The organism is Shewanella sp. 1180_01, assembly GCF_052850535.1.
This window is the reverse complement of sequence record NZ_VXCT01000040.1, coordinates 18,065-39,315: the sequence shown is the minus strand read 5'-3', so window position 1 is coordinate 39,315 and position 21,251 is coordinate 18,065. Positions and strand designations below refer to the sequence as shown.

Below are 21,251 nucleotides of genomic sequence, written 5' to 3'. Positions count from 1 at the left end.
ATCCGCTATGACCGAATCAGTAAGACAAGTTTCAGAAAACGATCAGTTGAGAGCCGATATCTATCAACTGTTAGCCGCCCTATTGCGCCGTCAGCCGAGCCCTGAACTGCTGCAATTTTTGGCCAATCTTGAAATCGATGCCAATGAAGACAACGAGATGACCAAAGCCTGGTTATCACTCCAACTTGCCGCCCAGCAGTTCAGCGATGAACAGCTTGAAGACGAGTATTTTGCGTTATTCCTCGGCGTGGGCTCTGGTGAAATCCTGCCCTATGGCAGCTGGTTTATGACGGGCTCCTTAATGGACAAACCGCTGGCATTACTGCGCCAAGACCTAATGCAACTTGGATTTGAACGCGAAGACAACGTCAAAGAACCCGAAGATCATGTAGCCGCCCTGTGTGAAGTGATGGGAACCCTGATTCTAGAAGCGCCGAGCTATCGCCAACTGGCTTTTTACCAACGCCATATCGGCAGTTGGATTGGCCGCTTCTGCGACAACTTAGCTAAAGCACCCAGCGCTGCGTTTTACGCGACCGTCGCCCAGCTGGCAAAAGCCTTCTTTGAAATGGAAGCCAGTGCCTTTGAACAATTGAGCTTAGATATTCCCGTCAATTGCCCAGGCAGCGCCGACCTACAACCGGCCACCAGCGATTTAGCAAAACCAGTGGAATTAATGAACTAAGACTAAGCTTAATAATAGCGCGACATGTGCGCGCTAGATGTCAATGCTAGATGAGTTCAAACAGCGAAGGTGAAGTCACACGCACCTTAGCAACAATAACGAAAGCTTAGGCTTTCACAATAACCGAGGTGGTCGCCGCTTGTGCCACCTTATCCCGCAACACAAGGAGACACTATGAAGAAGCCAGCTTCCGACATGGGCCGTCGTCAATTGCTCAAAGCATTGGCACTCGGCAGTGCGGCAGGCGCAGTGGTAACCGTGAGCAGTCAGGCGTTAGCTTCGACAAAAACGGCAGCAACCACAGAGCCTAAGAGTGAGAACTACCGCGAAACCGACCATATCCGTAACTATTATGCGTCGTTGAACAACTAACCAGAGGAGAGTGTGTGATGCGATTAACCCGCAAAACAGACCAGGTTGTCGAATCTAAAGCGCCAGCACTGGGTCTCAATCGTCGTCAGTTCTTAAAATCGGCAGGTCTTGCCACAGGTGGCATCGCTGCGGCGTCCATGCTGGGCACAGGTATGATGCGTAAAGCACAAGCCCAAGAAGACATAGGCCACAATGTTCCCACCGAAGTTAAACGTACCATCTGTTCTCACTGTGCCGTCGGCTGTGGTGTATATGCAGAAGTACAAAATGGCGTGTGGACAGGTCAAGAACCGGCATTTGACCATCCCTTTAACCAAGGCGGACACTGCGCGAAAGGTGCGGCACTGCGTGAGCACGGCCACGGTGAAAAACGCCTGAAATACCCAATGAAGTTAGAAGGCGGCAAGTGGAAAAAGATCTCTTGGGATCAAGCGATTAATGAAGTCGGCGACAAGATGGCAGCGATTCGTCAAGAGTCAGGTCCAGATTCCGTTTACTTTATGGGTAGCGCCAAGTTTTCGAACGAACAAGCTTATTTATATCGTAAATTAGCGGCACTGTGGGGCACGAACAACGTCGACCATTCAGCCCGTATTTGTCACTCTACCACGGTAGCCGGTGTTGCTAACACTTGGGGCTACGGTGCGCAAACCAACTCGATTAACGATATCCGCCACACCAAGTGCATCATGTTTGTGGGTTCAAACCCAAGTGAAGCCCACCCAGTGGCAATGCAACATATTCTGGTCGCCAAAGAACGCGGCGCGAAAGTGATTGTTGTTGATCCACGTTTCACCCGTACTGCAGCGAAATCTGACGAGTACGTGCATATCCGCCCAGGTACAGATATCCCCTTCATTTATGGCCTGTTATGGCACATTTTTGAAAACGGCTGGGAAGATAAAGAGTTTATCAAGCAACGCGTATATGGCATCGAGCGTATCCGTGAAGAAGCCAAAAAATACACCCCAGAAGAAGTTGAACTGGTTGCAGGCGTGCCTAAGGCGCAAATGTACCGTGTGGCTAAAATGCTGGCCGAAACGAAACCCGGCACTATCGTTTGGTGTATGGGCGGTACTCAGCACCACGTCGGTAATGCCAACACCCGTTCATACTGTATTTTACAGTTAGCCCTTGGCAACATGGGTGTTTCTGGTGGCGGGACTAACATCTTCCGTGGTCACGATAACGTGCAAGGCGCGACTGACTTTGGTTTGTTATTCGACAACTTACCCGGTTACTACGGCTTAACGACTGGCGCGTGGGCTCACTGGTCCAATGTATGGGATCTCGATCCTAAATGGATTGCCAGCCGTTTCGACCAAGGTGAATACCTAGGCCAAACACCACAAACCTCAGCCGGTATTCCTTGCTCTCGCTGGCACGATGGGGTGTTAGAAGATAAAACCAAAATTGCGCAGAAAGACAATATCCGTCTGGCGTTCTTCTGGGGACAATCGGTTAACACTGAAACCCGTGGTCGTGAAGTGCGTGAAGCATTGAACAAGATGGATACTGTGGTTGTGGTCGATCCTTTCCCAACCATGGCAGGTGTTATGCACCAACGTAAAGACGGTGTGTATCTATTGCCTGCGGCGACGCAATTCGAAACCTATGGTTCAGTATCGGCCTCAAACCGTTCGCTCCAATGGCGTACTAAAGTCATCGAGCCACTGTTTGAGTCTCTGCCCGATCACATCATCATGTATAAGTTCGCTAAAAAATGGGGCGTTGAAAAAGAATTCTGTAAGCACATTCAAGTGAATGGCGAAGAGCCTTTGATTGAAGATGTGACCCGCGAATTCAATACCGGTATGTGGACTGTAGGTTATACAGGTCAAAGCCCTGAGCGTTTGAAAATGCACCAAGAAAACTGGGGCACTTTCGATGTCAATAATCTAACAGCACCGGGCGGCCCTGCTAAGGGTGAAGTCTACGGTTTACCTTGGCCATGTTGGGGTACACCAGAGATGAAACATCCTGGTACCCAGATCCTGTACGATCAATCAAAACACGTGAAAGACGGTGGCGGTAACTTCCGTGCCCGTTACGGTGTCGAGCATGATGGCGTCAACATTCTTGCCGAAGGTTCTTTCTCTAAAGGCAGTGAAATTCAAGATGGTTATCCTGAATTCTCCGCCGACATGCTCAAGCAATTGGGTTGGTGGGATGAACTCACAGATGCAGAGAAAAAACGCGCCGAAGGCAAAAACTGGAAAACTGACATTTCTGGTGGCATCCAACGTGTTGCGATCAAGCATGGCTGTATTCCCTATGGTAATGCGAAAGCCCGTTGTATCGTTTGGACTTTCCCAGATGATATCCCGAAACATCGCGAACCACTTTACACTCCTCGTCGTGACTTAGTCGCCAAGTACCCAACCTACGAAGACCGTATGGTTGCGCGTCTGCCGACCTTGTATAAGTCAATCCAAGATAAGGACTTTACCCAAGGCTTCCCGCTGACGCTGACCTCTGGTCGTCTAGTGGAATACGAAGGCGGCGGTGAAGAATCCCGTTCTAACCCTTGGCTTGCTGAGCTGCAACAAGAAATGTTCATCGAGATGAACCCTGCGGATGCTGCGGATCGCGGCGTGCGTGACGGTGACAATGTCTTTGTACATGGCCCAGAAGGCGCCAAGATCACGGTTAAGGCTATGGTGACACCGCGCGTTATTGCCGGTGAATGTTTTATGCCATACCACTTTGCTGGTGTGTTTGAAGGCGAAAGCCTCGCGAAAAACTATCCTGAAGGCACAGTGCCTTACGTGATAGGCGAATCGGCAAACACCATTTTAACTTATGGCTACGACGTTGTGACTCAGATGCAAGAAACTAAGTCCAGCTTGTGCCAGATCAGCAAAGCCTAACCTACTTGATGAGGAGATAAGCCATTATGGCAGTCATGAAATTTCTGTGTGACACCAAGCGCTGCATCGAGTGTAACGGTTGTGTCACTGCATGTAAGAACGAAAACGACTCCGCTCTCGAGTGGGGAATCCAACGTCGCCGCGTGGTGACGATTAACGATGGTCTACCTGGCGAAGCCTCAATTTCAGTGGCATGTATGCACTGTACTGACGCTCCCTGCATGGCTGTATGTCCGGCAGATTGTTTCTACCGTACCGAAGACGGCATAGTGCTACACAACAAAGATACCTGTATCGGTTGTGGTTATTGCTTCTATGCTTGTCCATTTGGTGCACCGCAATTCCCGAAAAAGACTGCCTTTGGTAGTCGTGGCAAGATGGACAAGTGTACTTTCTGCGCCGGTGGCCCAGAAGAAACCTTCTCCGAAGCCGAGCGTAAAAAATACGGTGCCAACCGTATTGCTGAGGGCAAGTTACCTATGTGTGCTGAGCTTTGTTCGACAAAAGCCCTGCTCGCGGGTGATGCGGAAGTGGTATCCAATATCTACCGTCAACGTATGGCCTCTCGTGGCAATCCTAACGTGATTTGGGGTTACAACCCCAAGACAGGTGAGATTAACTAAGCAGAGCGAGGGTTAGGGAGTCATCCCTAACCTCTGGCAAGGAGTGAAAATGTTAAACAAACAGTTAAACAAATCACTGCGCAGTCTGTTTGCTCTGTTGGTGCTCGTCATGGGATTGGGATTAGGTTCAGTAATGAGCGCAAGCCCAGTACACGCAAGTGATCAGCAATCGAGTCAACAACAGGCGAAAGCGCAAACCAGCGATGCCGATCTTTGGCGAGCGGTAAAAGCAGGCGATGCCGGCTATACCACTGCCAAAGGGATAGATACTGGGGTGTTGATTAACGTTGCCGGTAACCAAGGTAAAGAACTGAGAAACCAATATCTGACCCCGATTATGGCGTTGGCCGTTGTCGGTGTGTTCGGGGCTTTCTTATTGTTTTATCTGGTGAATGGTCCATCAAAACTCAGCAAAGGCTTTTCAGGCAAGTTAGTGGCACGTTGGTCTAAGGCGGATCTGTGGATCCACTGGATCATGGCGAGCAGCTGTCTGACACTAATGTTTACCGGTTTAACCATAATGTTAGGTAAGCATGTTGTTCAGCCAATGTTAGGGCCTGATCTGTGGGCGCCATTGATCTACGGCAGCAAAACCATCCACGATTGGGCAGGTCCCATCTTTATCGCGGCTTGGGCTGTCTGTGTCGTCAAATGGATGCCGCTACAAACCTTCAAGATGTATGATTTGAAATGGTTTTTAGTGGTAGGTGGTTATATCAACTTTGGCCCGTTCAAAGGTAAACACCCCGACAGTGGTTTTGCTAACGCCGGTGAAAAAATGTGGTTCTGGACGCTGATGTTGTTTGGTTTATTTATCAGTGTTTCTGGCATCATGTTGGTGTTACCTGGCTTAGACTTACCGCGCGAAGCCTCCATGGGCGCGCTACTGATCCACTCTATCAGCGCCATTATTCTGATTGCCTTTACCATAGTGCATATTTGGATGGCGACCGTACTCAGCGAAGGCGGTATGGAGTGTATGAAGTCAGGCTATTGTGATGAAAACTGGGCAATCCAGCACCACAATCTCTGGTATGACGAAATCAAAGCCAACGGCAACTTAAAATATAAAGACTAAGTTAAACCGCAGCTTTTAGGTCCTTAAAACACCCCGCAATGCGGGGTGTTCTTTTATCTGTACTTCATTCGACAATACAAAAACTTAACACCTGAAACGCTGTGATACAAAAAGCCGCCAGCGCCCTGCTTCCAAGGGAGTTGCGAAACTATGAGCGAGTTAACGCTTTAAGAGAACGGCAGCCGATTTCAACACTGCAAACTGTCCTAGATCAATTCCTACTCAACCCTTTCCTACTATATTGCCGTCACGCGCGATGATTGATGGCAAACAAGATGATTTCATTATCTTTTCCACCGCTAATCTTCACTTTTTGATAACAAGATGAATCCCACAAAAAGCCGTGCGATCTCAAAAAACTAAACCCTAATTTCAGGAGTCAGCATGAAGCAGCAACCCAGCGATTTATCTCGCCGATCTTTGCTTAAAGCGCTCACCGTCGGCAGCGTAGCGGGTGCCGCGATTGCCACAACCGGCATGAGCGTGGCACAGGCCAGCGAGAGCAGCAAGGTAACCAACAAAGCGTCAAAGGGTTACCACGAAACTGCGCACATCAGCAGCTATTACAATAGCTTGCGCAGCTAATCTAGGAGAAGTCAGCGATGAAGTTAACTCGCAAGTCTAGTGTCGCCCCAGTGGCAGACAAACCGGCGTTAGGCATTAGCCGTCGTCAATTTATGAAGCACGCAGGTATTGCCACCGGTGGTATTGCGGCGGCATCACTAATGGGCACAGGCATGATGCGTCGCGTCGAAGCCAAAGAAGTGCCACATGATGCCCCCATCGAAGTCAAACGTACTATTTGTAGTGCCTGCGCCGTCGGTTGTGGTCTGTATGCCGAAGTACAAAATGGCGTATGGACGGGTCAAGAACCAGCATTCGATCACCCCTTCAACGCCGGTGGTCACTGCGCTAAAGGTGCGGCACTGCGTGAGCATGGCCATGGCGAAAAACGCCTGAAATACCCAATGAAATTGGTTGATGGCAAGTGGAAAAAAATCTCTTGGGAAGATGCGATTAACGAAGTGGGCGACCAAATGCTCAACATTCGTAAAGAATCCGGCCCAGACTCAGTGTACTTCATGGGTAGCGCTAAGTTCTCTAACGAAGGTTGCTACATGTACCGCAAACTGGCGGCCATGTGGGGCACAAACAACGTCGACCATTCAGCTCGTATTTGTCACTCTACCACGGTAGCCGGTGTTGCTAACACTTGGGGCTACGGTGCGCAAACTAACTCCTTTAACGATATCCAAAACGCGAATGCGATTTTCTTTATCGGTGCTAACCCAGCAGAAGCCCACCCAGTGGCGATGCAACATATTCTGATCGCTAAAGAAAGAAACAACGCTAAGTTGATCGTAGTTGATCCACGTTTCTCTCGCACCGCGGCGCATTCAGATCTGCACTGCGCATTGCGTCCAGGTACTGATATTCCGTTTATCTACGGTATGTTATGGCACATTTTTGAAAACGGTTGGGAAGATAAAACTTTTATCCAACAACGTGTTTTCGAGATGGGCACCATTCGCGCCGAGGCGAAAAAATTTCCACCTAAAGAAGTGGAAAACATCACAGGTGTGAGTGAAGCCGAGGTTTATCAAGCCGCGAAACTCATGGCTGATAACCGCCCAGGTACTGTGATCTGGTGTATGGGGGGTACTCAACACCACGTCGGTAATGCCAACACCCGCGCTTACTGTATTCTGCAATTAGCGCTAGGCAACATGGGCGTATCAGGCGGCGGAACGAACATTTTCCGTGGTCACGATAACGTACAAGGCGCGACTGACTTAGGTTTGTTATTCGATAACTTACCGGGTTACTACGGCTTAACAACAGGTGCTTGGACTCACTGGACCCACGTGTGGGATCTAGACATGGAATGGATGAAAGGCCGTTTCGATCAAGGCACTTATCTTGGCCGCGAACCTATGACTACGCCGGGTATCCCTTGTTCTCGCTGGCACGATGGTGTGCTAGAAGAGAAAGGCAAACTCGCGCAGCAAGATAACATTCGCATGGCGTTTTTCTGGGGACAATCGGTGAACACCGAAACCCGCCAACGTGATGTGCGTGATGCCTTAGACAAGATGGACACTGTGGTGGTGGTCGATCCATTCCCAACTATGGCAGGTGTGATGCATCGCCGTAAGAATGGTGTTTACTTGCTACCAGCAGCGACACAGTTTGAAACTGAAGGCTCAGTTTCTAACTCTGGCCGCAGTCAGCAATGGCGCGAAAAAGTCATAGAGCCATTGTTTGAATCTAAAACCGATATCGAAATCATGTATCGCTTAGCGCAAAAACTTGGTTTTGCTGAGCAGTACACTAAACGCATCGCCAAAGAAAATGATTTGCCTGTGATTGAAGACATCACCCGCGAAATCAACCGCGGCATGTGGACTATCGGTATGACGGGCCAAAGCCCTGAACGTCTGAAACTGCATACCCAAAACTGGGGCACCTTCAGCAACAAGACGCTGGAAGCCGCAGGCGGACCAGCGAAAGGCGAAACCTACGGTTTACCTTGGCCATGTTGGGGCACGCCAGAAGCGAAACACCCCGGCACCCAAATTCTGTACGATCAATCCAAACATGTTAAAGACGGTGGCGGTAACTTCCGTGCCCGTTATGGCGTTGAATACAATGGTAAAAACCTATTGGCCGAAGGCTCTTTCTCTAAAGGTGCTGAAATCCAAGACGGTTATCCAGAATTCTCCGACAAACTGCTCAAACAACTCGGTTGGTGGGATGATCTGACGGCGGCAGAAAAAGCCGAAGCCGAAGGCAGAAACTGGAAGACTGATTTGTCAGGCGGCATAGTTCGCGTAGCGATCAAGCATGGCTGTATTCCTTTCGGTAACGCTAAAGCCCGTTGTATTGTTTGGACTTTCCCAGACCAAGCGCCAGTTCACCGCGAACCGTTATACACGCCGCGCCGTGACTTAGTGGCCCAATACCCAACCTATGCCGACATGCAAGTGCACCGTCTGCCTACGCTGTATAAGTCAATCCAAGACAAAGACATGAGCGGCAAGTACCCACTGGTACTGACCTCAGGCCGTCTGGTTGAATACGAGGGTGGTGGTGAAGAATCTCGTTGTAACCCTTGGCTAGCTGAACTTCAACAGGAAATGTTTGTTGAGATAAGCCCTGCCGATGCAGCTGATCGCGGCATTCGTAACGGTGAAGACGTCTGGTTAGAAGGCGCCGAAGGTGGCCGCATTAAGGTACAAGCTATGGTGACGCCACGCGTTAAACCTGGCGTGACCTTTATGCCATATCACTTTGCGGGTGTGATGCACGGTGAAAGTTTAGCGCCTAATTATCCAGAGGGCACAGTACCTTACGTTATCGGTGAATCCGCTAACACTGCGCTGACCTATGGTTATGATCCTGTGACACAAATGCAGGAAACCAAGGCATCACTCTGTCAGATCGTTAAAGCGTAAGTGCAGCTTAAGCTAGGAGAATTGCCATTATGGCTACAATGAAATTTTTGTGTGATACCAAGCGCTGCATCGAATGTAACGGTTGTGTCACTGCCTGTAAAAACGAAAACGACTCCGCTCTCGAGTGGGGGATCCAACGCCGCCGCGTAGTGACCATTAACGATGGTCAACGTGGTGAAGCCTCTATCTCTGTCGCCTGTATGCATTGCTCAGATGCACCTTGTATGGCAGTTTGCCCAGCAAATTGCTTCTACAGAACCGACGATGGCATAGTGCTACACAACAAAGATGCCTGTATTGGTTGCGGTTACTGCTTGTACGCCTGTCCGTTTGGTGCACCGCAGTTCCCGAAAAAAGGTGCCTTTGGTAGCCGTGGCAAGATGGATAAATGTACCTTCTGCGCTGGCGGCCCAGAAGAAAACCACTCAAATGCAGAGCGCCAAAAATACGGTTCAAACCGTATTGCCGAAGGCAAACTGCCTATGTGTGCAGAACTGTGTGCCACTAAGGCCCTGTTAGCGGGTGATGCTGAAATTGTTTCAAACATCTTCCGTGAACGTGTGGCTTACCGTGGTGCTAAAAACGCGGCTTGGAATTAATTCAGGTCAACAGGATCTGTCCACAGACTTAGCTTAGCGCCTGCTCAGGCGGGCGCGACTAAGTGAGAGAGGATGTATGATGAACAAATGGTTCAAACACATAGGTTTAGCCATAGCACTGCTATTTAGTGCCGTGTGTATAGCCAATGGTGGTGATGAACTGGCGAATCAAGTTCAACAGTCTGATGCCCAAATTTGGGCACAACTGAAGGATGGTGCCACGGGATACACTACCTCCCAAAGTGAGTTTCATGCTCAACCCATCAATACCTATGATCTACGGGTATTAGAGCTACGTAGCGACTGGTTAGCGCCGGCCTTAATGGCAGCACTATTCGGCATGATTATTATCTTTGTCTTATTTATCAAGGTGAATGGCATCTCTAAGCTGCACCATGGTTTTTCAGGCAAGTTAGTGCATCGCTGGTCTAAGTTTGATGTTTCAATCCACTGGTTAGGCGCGATCCCGTGCTTACTGTTGATTTTAACGGGCTTAACCTTGCTGGCAGGTCGCTTCTTCTTCCAACCTTGGTTGGGCGAAGGCATCTGGGAAGCCATCGTCTACGGTGCGAAGCAAATCCATGACGTGATGGCGATTCCCTTCATGATAGGTTGGGCATTAATGACCACCCTCTGGGCGAAAAACCAGCTGCCAAAAATGTACGACGTAAAGTGGTTCTTAGTCGTGGGCGGTTACATTAACTTTGGCCCGTTTAAAGGTAAGCACCCAGACGCAGGTTTTGCGAACGCCGGTGAGAAAATGTGGTTCTGGGCCTTTGCCCTATTTGGATTAGTGATTTCGGCCTCAGGCATGTTGTTACTCTTCCCTAACCTATTCGAACCTAGCCGTACATTAAGCTTGATCGCACTCGTGCTGCACTCAGTGAGCGCTATCGTGATCTGTGCTTTTTCTATCGTACACATCTTCATGGCAACCGTAATGTCAGAAGGCGGTATGGAATGTATGGTGTCTGGCTACTGTGATGAAAACTGGGCAAGCCAACATCACAACCTGTGGTTTGACGAAATCAAAGCTAACGGCACCTTGAAATACAAAGACTAGTGTCATTGACTCGTCTCAACGCATAAAAGAAACCGTCGGTTTAACTAAAAACACCTCGCAGCGTCGAGGTGTTTTTCTTCATGCCAATATTGATACATTTTAAAACATTTACTCAATCTGTGATGTCGCTCACAAGCGGCAATACCTGTGTTGTTTCTATGTTTCGAAATTTAGGAGATTTGACAAATTATAAATTAAAAACAATAAGTTAGAATTCAACGTTATTTTGCAACTCAATATATAATCAACCCAGCGTTTGATTACATGCAACAATATGAAAACAAGTATTAATAAACAATGCCTTACGGCGTAATTTAAACAACCATCAATTTGCACCCTCTTATTTCAGGCTGTAAAATGACCATATTGTGTAATTTTATTACATCACCTCTTCTATCCGTTCTACATCCTTAAGGTCACTATGTTTAATAATGCTAAAACCAGCACTCTGACGGCTTTGCCCTCGGTGATCGCGAGTATTCTACTCATCATCATAGGTATCTCATCCTATCGTAGCTTTACCGATCTCGGTGAAACTAGCCGTCGCTTAGTCAACAATACCCAACTGGCAGAAACCTTTACCAATATACGTGCTGAATTCTTTGAAATTCGTTTAGCGACGCTAGTCCATAATGAGAAAGGCATTACCGAACATCAACAGAACATTAGCCAGCTAGTCGCTAAACTCTCTGAATTTAATACCAATTTCATGGGCCAAAATGCGCGTAACATTCAGACTTTACAGCCACAGATAGAGCAATATGTCCGTCTTTACCGACAAGAAGTTACGCTTGCTGAGCGCACCGCCACAGAAGCGGAATTAACTGAGGAACGTCGTGAACTTGGTCCTAAAGTCAGCGATCAAATTAATCAACTCGTTTCACTAATCACTATCCGTAACCATGAGTTAGGAACTCAGGCAGGAAGTAAGATTGCTATCGCAGAAAGCTTGTTACTGGGCCTGATCTTATTTGCCATCGTCGCCTCACTTCTCAGCGCGCTCTTTATGAGCAAACGCTTAGTCCGAATCGTCAATGACATTAAGCTGGTAATGGAACGCCTAGCCAATGGCGACCTGACACATAAGACAAACATAAAGGGTGACAACGAACTCTGCTCACTCGCCACCGATCTCGATCGCGTTATCGATAATCTACGCCATATCATCTCAGATATTACCCAAGCCTCAGATCACATGTCTGACCAAATTGGCCAACTGAATGTGCAATCCAATACTAATAGTGGTGCGCTACAAACTCACGCAGTCGAAACCGACCAAGTCGTAACGGCCATGACAGAAATGAGCGCGACTGCCCATAACGTTGCAGGTGATGCCGCGTCTGCAGCCCAGTTTACTCAGCAAGCCAATGAACAAGCTGATAAATCGAAGAAAGCCGTTGAACAGGCCGCCAACACTGTGATTGCCTTGGTGACTAAAGTCGATGTAGCAGCCGATGCGATTAATGATATGAACGAAAACACTCGTCATATCGCCGCTATTTTAAATGTAATAGGCGAGATTGCCGATCAGACCAATCTGCTCGCGCTCAATGCGGCTATCGAAGCCGCCCGCGCAGGTGAACAAGGTCGAGGCTTTGCCGTTGTCGCCGATGAAGTGCGTACATTGGCCGCTCGTACTCAAGCCAGTACATCCGAGATCAATCAGATGCTTGAACGTTTACGCCGCGGTGCCGATGCAGCAGTGACCGCAATGGAGCAAACCAAACACAGTTGCCAACAAGCCGCTGACACAACCACTCTGGTAACGGAAAACCTCGATACCCTGACCGCTTATGTGTTCGATATTAATGGGCTTAGCAATCAAATCGCCACTGCCGCCGAAGAGCAAAGCGCCGTGACCGAAGAGATAAACCGTAATCTGACCACCATTCGTGAAATGGTCGATGAACTGAATCAAAGCGGTAAAGCCACCCTCAATAGCGCAACCTCTTTGGCCGCGACGAAAGAACAACTCGTCGGCGTGGTCTCACATTTTAAGCTTTAAGTTTATATTTACTCGTCCACTCTTGACACAAATCCCTTGCGTGTCATAACTCGCAAGGGATTTCGCTTAATTTTTATTGAGTCGCTATTTAACTGCAAAGAACGTATCAAGTCACGGCTACTGAATTACAGCTGGCCCAATATCACAGCTAGCATCACGGGAGATAATTGCAGCATGAAGATTATGATCACCCTCTAATACGACTTTTCCTTGCTCGACAAAGGTAATGAGTAATTCTCCAGTATTAAGACGATGCGGAGTCGGCTTAGCAATATTGCCGAAACTAGGCTCAACCACTAACTCCTCAACACCTAATTGACCATTAGGGTTCAGACATCGACGCCAAAGGGATAATCCACTATTTTCTTGAATGGGGTAAACATAATAAATATCAATATTGCCATCTGGTCTGATAATAGCCTTAGCATCGTGCACTGTCGCATCAGTCAAGTTAATAGGTATAGCCTCTGTCCAAGTATGCCCTAAATTACTGGATATTCTAAAATGAGTCTTAATGATATAGGCAGGTTTACCGCTGGGCTGAGTTTGACTTGTGCGGAAGGATTTTTGAAAAAAATAGACAATATTACCACCGGAGAAAGATGAAAGATAAGGCATAAAACCTGAACTATCTATAGCAGAGGGGGTATCAAATTTGACGCCATCATTACTTAGTGCAAAATAAAGACTGCAACATTTTTTGGCGGTATACACAATAGCAACACTGTTGCGACTAACTCGATGAAATTTAATATTACTTGATGGCGCAATCGCATCCTTTAATGATACAGATTCTATTTCGACTAAAACCCCATTACGCAATTTGGCTCGAAATACATCAGCCTCAGACTTAAAGCTGCGGGCCTCAAGATAATACAACCAATCTTCGCCATTAAAGTTAACTAAACTCACGGACGAGACTATATTAGAAGGACTTTCAGGTAAAATATTGACTAATGAACCTTTATCTAATACGCCATGATCAAAATTTAAAGGAGTATACCTCAACCAAGCTTTTTCCATCTTATATCCACTCCAAGATTCATACACTAAAGTATTGGATGTTCCAGATTGGATTAGGGCACTTGTAAATTGAATGGCGCTGGGATGCTCTACGCGTAGTATATTTTCTCTTTTTAAAGGCAGTTCATTGCCACTCGCCGTAAATGAACATGCAATAACAATATATATAATTACTCGCTTTATTATCATCCATTCATCAGGTAAGAGTTTCATATTTATTCTTCCTTAAATATTGAATACCACTAAAAAACTTCGGACTCAGCCAATCAACCACGCCATCATGGGCTTTCATGCACAACCAACACACCGTATTACTCGTGAACACCGTATTCGTACTCGATACGTTAAGCGGCACACTTGTCACATTTAGTTCACAGCCTAACTTTATATTACCTGCCAACAACATAGCTAATCACTTTGAGAATCGGGATATATTAAGATGAAAAATGTGCTCGTCACCTCAGGCTTGTGCCTGTCAGTTTTGCTACTGAGTGCTTGTAATTCGGATGATAAAGACATCAGTAGCCTGACCACACAAACCACCTTAATTGGCGGTGATAGCCACTGCTGGATGGGCGGCACTCGCACGGATTCAGGTCTTGATAGCAACGATAACGGCAAGCTCGACAGTAATGAAGTGGTTGATAGCAGCTATACATGTAATGCCGACCTGTTTACGGATAAAGCGGTGCATTTACCTTTCACTGTGCTGCGCGCTGATTTAGACAATGGCGCTATGCCTGGTACTAAATTTGAAATTCGTAACGGCGGCTATGGCTCTGATGCAGCGCCCAATCCCAATAATCCTATTCAATTTTATGCCCTCACCGATCGCGGCCCGAATGCGGATTACACAGGTAGTTTAGGCAAAGGTAAGATGTTTCCAACGCCGGACTACACACCACGTATCGGTTTATTTGAACTCCAAACCAATGGCACCATCACTAAGGTCAAAGACATCTTATTTAAACGCCCAGATGGCAGCTTGATCACCGGACTTCCCAATAGCAGCAGCCTTGGCGGCACAGGAGAAATCCCCTATGACGCAGCAGGTGAAGTCATTCGTCAAGACATGAGCCAGCCTTACAATGCCCAGACCACCCCCATCAAGCTCGATGACTATGGGTTAGATTCAGAAGGTCTTGCCGCCATGGATGATGGCAGTTTTTGGGTCAGCGACGAGTATGGTCCACATATAGTGCATTACTCGGCTGAAGGCGTAGAAATAGCGCGGATTAATCCTTTCGCAGACGATGCACGCAACTTATATAGCCTACCAGCAGAGTTTGCTCATCGCCGTGCCAACCGCGGGATGGAAGGGCTGACCATCACGCCCGATCAGTCGACACTTGTGGGCATAATGCAATCGACCATTTCCAATCCCGATAAGAGTGTTAACAATAATACCCTGACTCGAATCGTGACCATCAACTTGGTGACCGGCGCTATTGGCCAATATTTATATCAGCAAGAAATTGCCCAGAACTCTAACTCAGCGATCGTTGCCTTAAGTAACAGCCAATTTTTAGTGTTAGAACGTGATGGCAAGTTTTTTAATATCGACACTGATGTGATGAAGCATGTATACAAGATAGATATAAGCGGCGCGACAGATCTAGAGACCGTCGCTGCACAAGCTGATATCGCCCAAGATGCGGCGTTAGGTTTAACCCTTAAAGGTAAAACCTTAGAACAGGTAGCGCTAAGCGATGGCTGGGAGGCACTTGCAGCCAATGGCATCATACCCGCGACAAAATCACTGGTGCTAGATATGGCCGCCAAAACACAATATCCCCATGACAAAATGGAAGGTTTGTGGCTCATTGATAATAAGCGTTTGGGTGTGCTAAATGACGATGACTTTGCCACTTGGAGCAATAACAACACCTTAGAACAGAAATATCTCGATAGTGCGCAAAGTGATATCGACGGCAACACTTTGTATATAGTTGACGACTTATCCTTATCGGCTGATAAATAACCATTAAGTATTCAGCCACATGAGCCATCACTGTCTTATAGTGGTGGCTCATAACACACTCAAGTTGTAATAGAAGTCGTTATCGCGAAAACATAAACAACCTTGCATCAGCACATCACTTAAGGATTAACCGATGAAAACTGCTTCACAGGCGATGATGTCATTCACGTTAGTCTCAAGTGCCCTGCTCGCCTCATATGCAGCACAAGCAAATCCTGTTGAAACATCAAGGGAATATAAGTTACTGCTCGACCCAAGCCACTTTAATTACGCCACTCAAAGTACAACCGCCAATAGCTATCTAACGGATGCTAAACAAACCATTAGCAACGCAATTAGTCGCAATGTCACAGGCTCTTGGGCATTAACCAAAACACGTCAAGTAGCCTTCTATGACACCCCAACCAGTTGTCAGCTAAAGCAGTTAGGTTATATCTTTCGTGACCGAACGAGCGATGGCAAAAGTGAAGTAACCCTGAAATTTCGCAGCCCTGATCGATTTATTGCTGACTTTGAAGATCTCAGCTCACCCGATAATCAAGCCGACACTAAACTCGAAGCCGACATCAGTACCGATATCAATAATGGCATCCGCATTGTATATAGCCATTCAACCACCACGCCAAACACTCGCACCTTAAATGATATGGCCGATGTAAATAGTCACTTTTCAGGCTTTGCCGACGCTTACGGTTTAAGTAGCAATCTCACACTCGCCAAAGTCGGTGGCCTTACGATTAACGAATATGTGTTTGAAGGCTGTGAAATCGATTTAGGTAGCATAGATGCCTCACTCGAACTCACGCTGTGGTACACCAGCTCCCCAAGTGCCTCGCAGCAACCCGTGATTGCCGAAGTGTCCTTTAAGTATAAAGATCCCACTGGCAATTACACTGCCAAAGTCGTGCAAAGAGCTAAGCTGGCTTTAGACGCTATGGCGCAAATGAGTGCGTGGAACTCAACGAGTTCACTTACTAAAACTGCTTTTATCTATGCAGCAGCACCCAATTTTTGCAGTCAATAGTGACACAAATCAGCGTTGAGGCATAAAGCCGCAAAACGGCTATTTTGGTAGGTAAACTAGGTAACAAGGAAAATGTCGGTAGCCCCTTCAAACTGGCAATGCCACACAATAGTCACGGCAGTGCTATCGCTGCAACTCATCCGCCAGTCATAACACAGTGGCAAACAGCAAGACTTGCTTGTAGCATAACAAGCCACTATGTTAGCCAACTTCACTAACACTACCACTTGCAAGTACCCAGCTTAACTACAAGGATGTTATGAAGATATTCACGATTGCGACTCTCCTATTACTGTTGACCCTAAGCTTTGCAGCAACAGCGGAAAAATCCGCGCTGGAACAGTTATTTGAGCAACAACAATACGACGCTTTCTTACAACAAGCGCAGCAAGCCGCAGAAAACAATGCTGATGCGTTATTTCTACTGGGTAAAGCCTACCATCTCGGCCGTGGCGTCACGCAAGACAATGCCACCGCCAGCCAATACTATGAACAAGCCAGAGCCTTAGGTTCGGCCCGTGCCAGCCATAATCTAGGCAGCATGGCGCTGGATAATGATCGAAAAACGCAGGCCATCCCCTTGTTAGAAGAAGCACTGGCGCGGGGTCTTAAACTACCGACCTTATATAACCTAGGGCGAGCACACAGTCCGGCAGATCCCAGTTCAAGGTTCTATCTAACGAAAGCAATCGCAGCGGCGCAGCGAGCGGGGAGTTACTTTGGGCAAGCCTTTGAACTTCAACTCGATAACCTCTATCTGGATAATGCCTCACGCGAGTATCTGCGCGCTTACTTAATAGCGATGCAAAGTGTCGGCAGCGAAAGAGAAAGTCTCGACCTCCCGCAGTTACGCCAGCAAGCCATAAAGTGGCTGGAATTGGGTATGGCAGCAGATGATAGTACGGCGTGGACAAACTACGGCGCCCTACTGTTGAACGAAAATGACTACAGCGGTGCGAAAGCCGCATTTTTACAAGGTGCTAAACGTCAAGTTGCCATCGCTAACTATCATTTAGGCAGCATGGAAGAGCGTGGTTTGGGCGCAGAGGCCAATAAAGTGCAAGCACTGGCATACTACGAGAAAGCGGCGTTAGCGGGCATGGAACAAGCGAAGGCTCCCGCTTATGAGCTGCTTAAGGCACAACTGGAATATGAAGACGATCTCACTAAATTGAAACAAGGCATTGCCCGCTTTAATGCGCTAAAACAGCAAGATCAGTATGTTCCCATCTCACTGGACTCAGTTATAAATCGGCTGGCATGGGGCACGTTTCTGGCACAGCAGCGGCAACAGACTCTTTCGCTACCCACAGCGGCCAAAATCCAATTAAGCTTGCAAGCCTGTGGTTTAGGCTACAACCAATTGCATGGCAGCACATACAATATTGGAGAAAACTCGCACTGGCGTATGGCGGCGTATCTGACCTTAGCCGACAAAATCGCTTTACCACTTGAAGGCAGAGTCGACGAGCATGGCTGTGCCAGCTTAACGATTGCCATGACAGATCAGCTGTATCGCTTATTACAACAAGGTGCCGTATTCGGATTGCGCTTTCCTAACTACACACTGCCACTGGCATTAAGCCAGCAAGAAAATATCTTGCAGCTGACACTTATGCCCGTCGAGACCCCATTACCGGTTGATTAGTCACAGCAATCTAAGCCTGTGACCGCGCTTGCTAGACCACAGGTATTGTCTATTTTCGATAGCAACATCTTATTATTCCCTCGCCCAATATCCCGCCAACATGGCGCCTGATAGGTTATGCCATATCGAAAATATCGCGCTGGGGATGGCAGAAATAGGGCTAAAAAACTTAATACACAAAGCGGTAGCGAGACCCGAGTTTTGTAAACCGACTTCGATAGAAATGGTTTTGCTGACGGTATGGTTAAAGCCTAATAAACGGCAGCAAAAGTAGCCTAAAGCGAGGCCTAAACCATTATGTAAGAACACTGCCAGCAAAATAATGGGGCCAACTTTATCAAACTGATTGGCATTTAATGCCACGATAATGGTAATCGCCATCACGATTGCCAAGATTGAAATCAACGGCAATGCGAGAGCGACTTTGGCCACCAGCGATTTAAAGAAATGATTGATGATCACGCCTGCGCTGACAGGGAACAGCACAATTTTCACTAAACTCAGTAGCATGTCGGCGAAGGGAATATCGATCATTTCGCCAATCAACAGCTTAATAATCAGTGGCGTTAATACTACGCCCGCTAAGGTCGACAGTGCCGTCATGGTTATCGATAAAGCCACATCGCCTTTTGCCAAATAACAGACCACGTTTGAGGCGGTGCCGCCTGCCACGCTGCCCACCAACACCATGCCTATGGTGAGTTCCCTATCTAATCCTAATAACTGGCTGATCAATAATGCGCTAAGCGGCATGACCGAAAATTGCAGTATCAGCCCAGTCAGCACGGCACGTTTTTGTTTGAATGCATTAGCAAAATCCTGCAGATCTAAGGTGAGTCCCATAGAGAGCATGATGATCACTAACAGCGGCACTATGGCGGATTTAAGCTCAGTAAACCAACTCGGCATCAAATAAGCGGTCACAGCGCCTATCAGTGCCAACAGCGGGAAGAAGCGGTTTACGTTTACCAACATAGCTAGCCCTTTAGATCATGAGGTTATTTCATCGCTCGGATGATGACAGTCGAGCATTGGATAGACAAGCGCTAATCCGTCAGCAATAAAAGCCTTTAATGGTGATATTTTAATCTCCACATTTCGACTGACACCTTAAGTTAACTCCTCAAATTCACAGTAAATTCCTCCAAAAAGTACAGGTTAAAAATGCATGCTTAATCACTAAAACATGATCTGCTTAACAAAAAGCCCGTGATTTCCTTGTTAGGAAACCGTAACTTATAACCAGTTCACGTTTTAACAATTACATACGAGGTAGTCTAATTGCGCTAGGTAGTCGTGAATTACCTAAAGCAATTTCGGTGTTTACGGTTAGCACTCACAGATAGGAATCGTTATGTCATCAGTTATCCAAACGCTCAACGGCGCTATCGCAACGCCTTATCAAGCGAATATTACCGTCCCTAACTGGATGCTCGGCTCGATGGAACGAGTCATGCAGTACTACGTCGATAAGAATCTTCGCCTCGATACCCTTTCCGCAGAAATGATGCCAGCGCCCGTAGAAGGCAAAAAGTATATGCTGTACGCGCATATCCCCTTCTGCCACACCCTGTGTTCTTACTGCACCTTCCACCGTTTTATGTTCAAGGAAGACAAGGCACGCGCCTATTTCATCTCATTGCGTAAAGAGATGGAAATGGTCAAAGCCCTAGGCTATGACTTTGAATCTATGTACATTGGCGGCGGCACCACCACAGTATTAGAAGATGAATTAGCCCGTACTATCGAACACGCGAAAACCCTATTCCCGAGCATTAAAGAAGTCTCCTGCGAGTCCGATCCGCAGCATTTAGACAGCCCAGGCTTTAAGCAACTCAAAGGCCTAGTGGATCGCATGTCCATCGGCGTGCAAAGCTTTAATGACGATATTTTAAAAATGACCGACCGACTAGATAAGTTCGGTACGGGTCAACAAACCTTCGACAAGATCATGGGCGCCAAAGAGCTGTTCCCCATTATCAACGTCGATCTGATTTTTGGTTTCCGCGGCCAAACCGATGAAGTGATCCAACACGATCTCGACATGGCATCGCGTTTAGATCCAAGACAAATTACCACTTATCCGCTGATGATCACCCACCAGACTCGCAAGAGTGTAAAAGGCAAATTAGCGGCGCCGCAGGCGGATATGGCTAACCAATATCGCCAGATCTTAAACAGCCTGAATGGCCAATATAATCAATTGTCTGCATGGGCATTTGGTAAAACAGATGACGAAGGATTTGACGAATACGTTATCGACTACGACGAATATTTAGGGGTAGGTTCTGGCTCATTCAGCTTCTTGAATGACACCTTATATGTGAACACTTTCTCGCTACGTAAGTACCAAGAACGCATCGCAGCGGGCCACATGGGTGTCGAGCAACAAAAGAACTACAGCAAAAAAGACGTGATGCAATATCGCTTTTTGCTGGGCATGTTCTCCGGCCGTTTATCACGTAAATATTTCCGCGACACCTTTGGCGTCAACTTAGATACCGCCTTGTTTAAAGAAATGACGTCGATGAAGTTAATTGGCGCGATCAAGAATGACCCAAGGGATCCCGACAATCTGATCGTGACCGACAACGGCAAGATGATGGGTCTCTTGATGATGAAAGAGTTTTATTCAGGTATGGACAATGTGCGCGCCCAATTGCGTAAACCGCTCAAACCCTGTGATATGTAACACTTACGGATGATTGTTGATTCATAAAGACTAAACAGGCCCTTCGAGGGCCTTTTTGTTAACTTGGTTTAAAGGTAGTCTTGCCTTATACCAATCGTATTAATGCTAGCTTGAGCGCGATCCCAGTCATAAA

Annotated in this window: 16 protein-coding genes; 14 read left to right on the top strand and 2 right to left on the bottom strand. The window is 47.3% G+C overall.

The genetic code is table 11. The features are described 5' to 3' along the window. Positions 1–7 precede the first annotated feature (7 nt). From FW758_RS17665 to FW758_RS17620, 10 genes are all read left to right on the top strand, one after another. Positions 8–685, top strand: coding sequence for a TorD/DmsD family molecular chaperone (locus FW758_RS17665; protein ID WP_012090496.1), 678 nt, complete (start codon positions 8–10; stop codon positions 683–685). Positions 686–859: 174 nt separating this feature from the next. After that, positions 860–1,057, top strand: a complete 198-nt coding sequence (locus FW758_RS17660) for a twin-arginine translocation signal domain-containing protein (protein ID WP_006083564.1) — start codon at positions 860–862, stop codon at positions 1,055–1,057. A 17-nt stretch (positions 1,058–1,074) separates the two neighbouring features. Then, entirely contained in the window at positions 1,075–3,927 is a 2,853-nt protein-coding gene (locus FW758_RS17655) for a molybdopterin-dependent oxidoreductase (protein WP_011848145.1), read from the top strand. 26 nt (positions 3,928–3,953) lie between these two features. Next, positions 3,954–4,550: a formate dehydrogenase FDH3 subunit beta gene (gene fdh3B / locus FW758_RS17650; RefSeq protein ID WP_006083566.1), complete on the top strand. Its 597-nt coding sequence runs from the start codon at positions 3,954–3,956 to the stop codon at positions 4,548–4,550. A 49-nt stretch (positions 4,551–4,599) separates the two neighbouring features. Beyond that, positions 4,600–5,628, top strand: coding sequence for a formate dehydrogenase subunit gamma (locus FW758_RS17645; protein ID WP_006083567.1), 1,029 nt, complete (start codon positions 4,600–4,602; stop codon positions 5,626–5,628). Positions 5,629–6,012: 384 nt separating this feature from the next. After that, positions 6,013–6,213, top strand: coding sequence for a twin-arginine translocation signal domain-containing protein (locus FW758_RS17640; RefSeq protein ID WP_310802956.1), 201 nt, complete (start codon positions 6,013–6,015; stop codon positions 6,211–6,213). A 17-nt stretch (positions 6,214–6,230) separates the two neighbouring features. Continuing rightward, positions 6,231–9,083, top strand: a complete 2,853-nt coding sequence (locus tag FW758_RS17635; protein ID WP_446446078.1) for a molybdopterin-dependent oxidoreductase — start codon at positions 6,231–6,233, stop codon at positions 9,081–9,083. Positions 9,084–9,112: 29 nt separating this feature from the next. Continuing rightward, complete coding sequence (fdh3B, locus tag FW758_RS17630) at positions 9,113–9,682, top strand: formate dehydrogenase FDH3 subunit beta (protein ID WP_446446077.1); 570 nt, start codon at positions 9,113–9,115, stop codon at positions 9,680–9,682. 79 nt (positions 9,683–9,761) lie between these two features. After that, positions 9,762–10,745, top strand: a complete 984-nt coding sequence (locus FW758_RS17625; RefSeq protein WP_012090501.1) for a formate dehydrogenase subunit gamma — start codon at positions 9,762–9,764, stop codon at positions 10,743–10,745. 421 nt (positions 10,746–11,166) lie between these two features. Further along, positions 11,167–12,750: a methyl-accepting chemotaxis protein gene (locus tag FW758_RS17620; RefSeq protein ID WP_446446076.1), complete on the top strand. Its 1,584-nt coding sequence runs from the start codon at positions 11,167–11,169 to the stop codon at positions 12,748–12,750. 117 nt (positions 12,751–12,867) lie between these two features. On the opposite strand, the gene FW758_RS17615 is transcribed toward FW758_RS17620, so the two are convergent. Then, entirely contained in the window at positions 12,868–13,986 is a 1,119-nt protein-coding gene (locus FW758_RS17615) for a hypothetical protein (RefSeq protein WP_446446075.1), read from the bottom strand. A 226-nt stretch (positions 13,987–14,212) separates the two neighbouring features. Between FW758_RS17615 and FW758_RS17610 the strand changes: the two genes are divergently transcribed. The 3 genes from FW758_RS17610 (at position 14,213) to FW758_RS17600 (ending at position 18,426) form a co-directional block, all read left to right on the top strand. Continuing rightward, positions 14,213–15,754: an esterase-like activity of phytase family protein gene (locus FW758_RS17610; protein WP_446446074.1), complete on the top strand. Its 1,542-nt coding sequence runs from the start codon at positions 14,213–14,215 to the stop codon at positions 15,752–15,754. A gap of 133 nt (positions 15,755–15,887) precedes the next feature. After that, a complete protein-coding gene (locus FW758_RS17605) occupies positions 15,888–16,778 on the top strand; it encodes a hypothetical protein (RefSeq protein ID WP_446446073.1) in 891 nt (296 codons plus the stop codon). A gap of 259 nt (positions 16,779–17,037) precedes the next feature. Then, the gene (locus FW758_RS17600; protein WP_446446072.1) at positions 17,038–18,426 is read left to right on the top strand and encodes a tetratricopeptide repeat protein; all 1,389 of its coding nucleotides are present in this window, start codon (positions 17,038–17,040) and stop codon (positions 18,424–18,426) included. 72 nt (positions 18,427–18,498) lie between these two features. On the opposite strand, the gene FW758_RS17595 is transcribed toward FW758_RS17600, so the two are convergent. Then, positions 18,499–19,401 carry a bile acid:sodium symporter family protein gene (locus FW758_RS17595; protein ID WP_446446071.1) on the bottom strand — a complete coding sequence of 301 codons (903 nt, stop codon included), beginning with the start codon at positions 19,399–19,401 and terminating at the stop codon, positions 18,499–18,501. A gap of 379 nt (positions 19,402–19,780) precedes the next feature. On the opposite strand from FW758_RS17595, the gene FW758_RS17590 reads away from it, so the two are divergent. Next, entirely contained in the window at positions 19,781–21,118 is a 1,338-nt protein-coding gene (locus tag FW758_RS17590) for a coproporphyrinogen III oxidase family protein (protein WP_259577437.1), read from the top strand. The last annotated feature ends 133 nt before the right edge of the window (positions 21,119–21,251 follow it).

What these genes read in the sequence shown, in the direction of transcription:
- fdh3B (WP_446446077.1), top strand. Translation starts at nt 9,113, where the DNA reads ATGGCTACAATGAAATTTTTGTGTGATACCAAGCGCTGCATCGAATGT.
- FW758_RS17590 (WP_259577437.1), top strand. Translation starts at nt 19,781, where the DNA reads ATGTCATCAGTTATCCAAACGCTCAACGGCGCTATCGCAACGCCTTAT.
- FW758_RS17655 (WP_011848145.1), top strand. Translation starts at nt 1,075, where the DNA reads ATGCGATTAACCCGCAAAACAGACCAGGTTGTCGAATCTAAAGCGCCA.
- FW758_RS17605 (WP_446446073.1), top strand. Translation starts at nt 15,888, where the DNA reads ATGAAAACTGCTTCACAGGCGATGATGTCATTCACGTTAGTCTCAAGT.
- FW758_RS17610 (WP_446446074.1), top strand. Translation starts at nt 14,213, where the DNA reads ATGAAAAATGTGCTCGTCACCTCAGGCTTGTGCCTGTCAGTTTTGCTA.
- FW758_RS17600 (WP_446446072.1), top strand. Translation starts at nt 17,038, where the DNA reads ATGAAGATATTCACGATTGCGACTCTCCTATTACTGTTGACCCTAAGC.
- FW758_RS17640 (WP_310802956.1), top strand. Translation starts at nt 6,013, where the DNA reads ATGAAGCAGCAACCCAGCGATTTATCTCGCCGATCTTTGCTTAAAGCG.
- FW758_RS17615 (WP_446446075.1), bottom strand. Translation starts at nt 13,986, where the DNA reads ATGAAACTCTTACCTGATGAATGGATGATAATAAAGCGAGTAATTATA.
- FW758_RS17645 (WP_006083567.1), top strand. Translation starts at nt 4,600, where the DNA reads ATGTTAAACAAACAGTTAAACAAATCACTGCGCAGTCTGTTTGCTCTG.
- fdh3B (WP_006083566.1), top strand. Translation starts at nt 3,954, where the DNA reads ATGGCAGTCATGAAATTTCTGTGTGACACCAAGCGCTGCATCGAGTGT.
- FW758_RS17660 (WP_006083564.1), top strand. Translation starts at nt 860, where the DNA reads ATGAAGAAGCCAGCTTCCGACATGGGCCGTCGTCAATTGCTCAAAGCA.
- FW758_RS17635 (WP_446446078.1), top strand. Translation starts at nt 6,231, where the DNA reads ATGAAGTTAACTCGCAAGTCTAGTGTCGCCCCAGTGGCAGACAAACCG.
- FW758_RS17665 (WP_012090496.1), top strand. Translation starts at nt 8, where the DNA reads ATGACCGAATCAGTAAGACAAGTTTCAGAAAACGATCAGTTGAGAGCC.
- FW758_RS17620 (WP_446446076.1), top strand. Translation starts at nt 11,167, where the DNA reads ATGTTTAATAATGCTAAAACCAGCACTCTGACGGCTTTGCCCTCGGTG.
- FW758_RS17625 (WP_012090501.1), top strand. Translation starts at nt 9,762, where the DNA reads ATGAACAAATGGTTCAAACACATAGGTTTAGCCATAGCACTGCTATTT.
- FW758_RS17595 (WP_446446071.1), bottom strand. Translation starts at nt 19,401, where the DNA reads ATGTTGGTAAACGTAAACCGCTTCTTCCCGCTGTTGGCACTGATAGGC.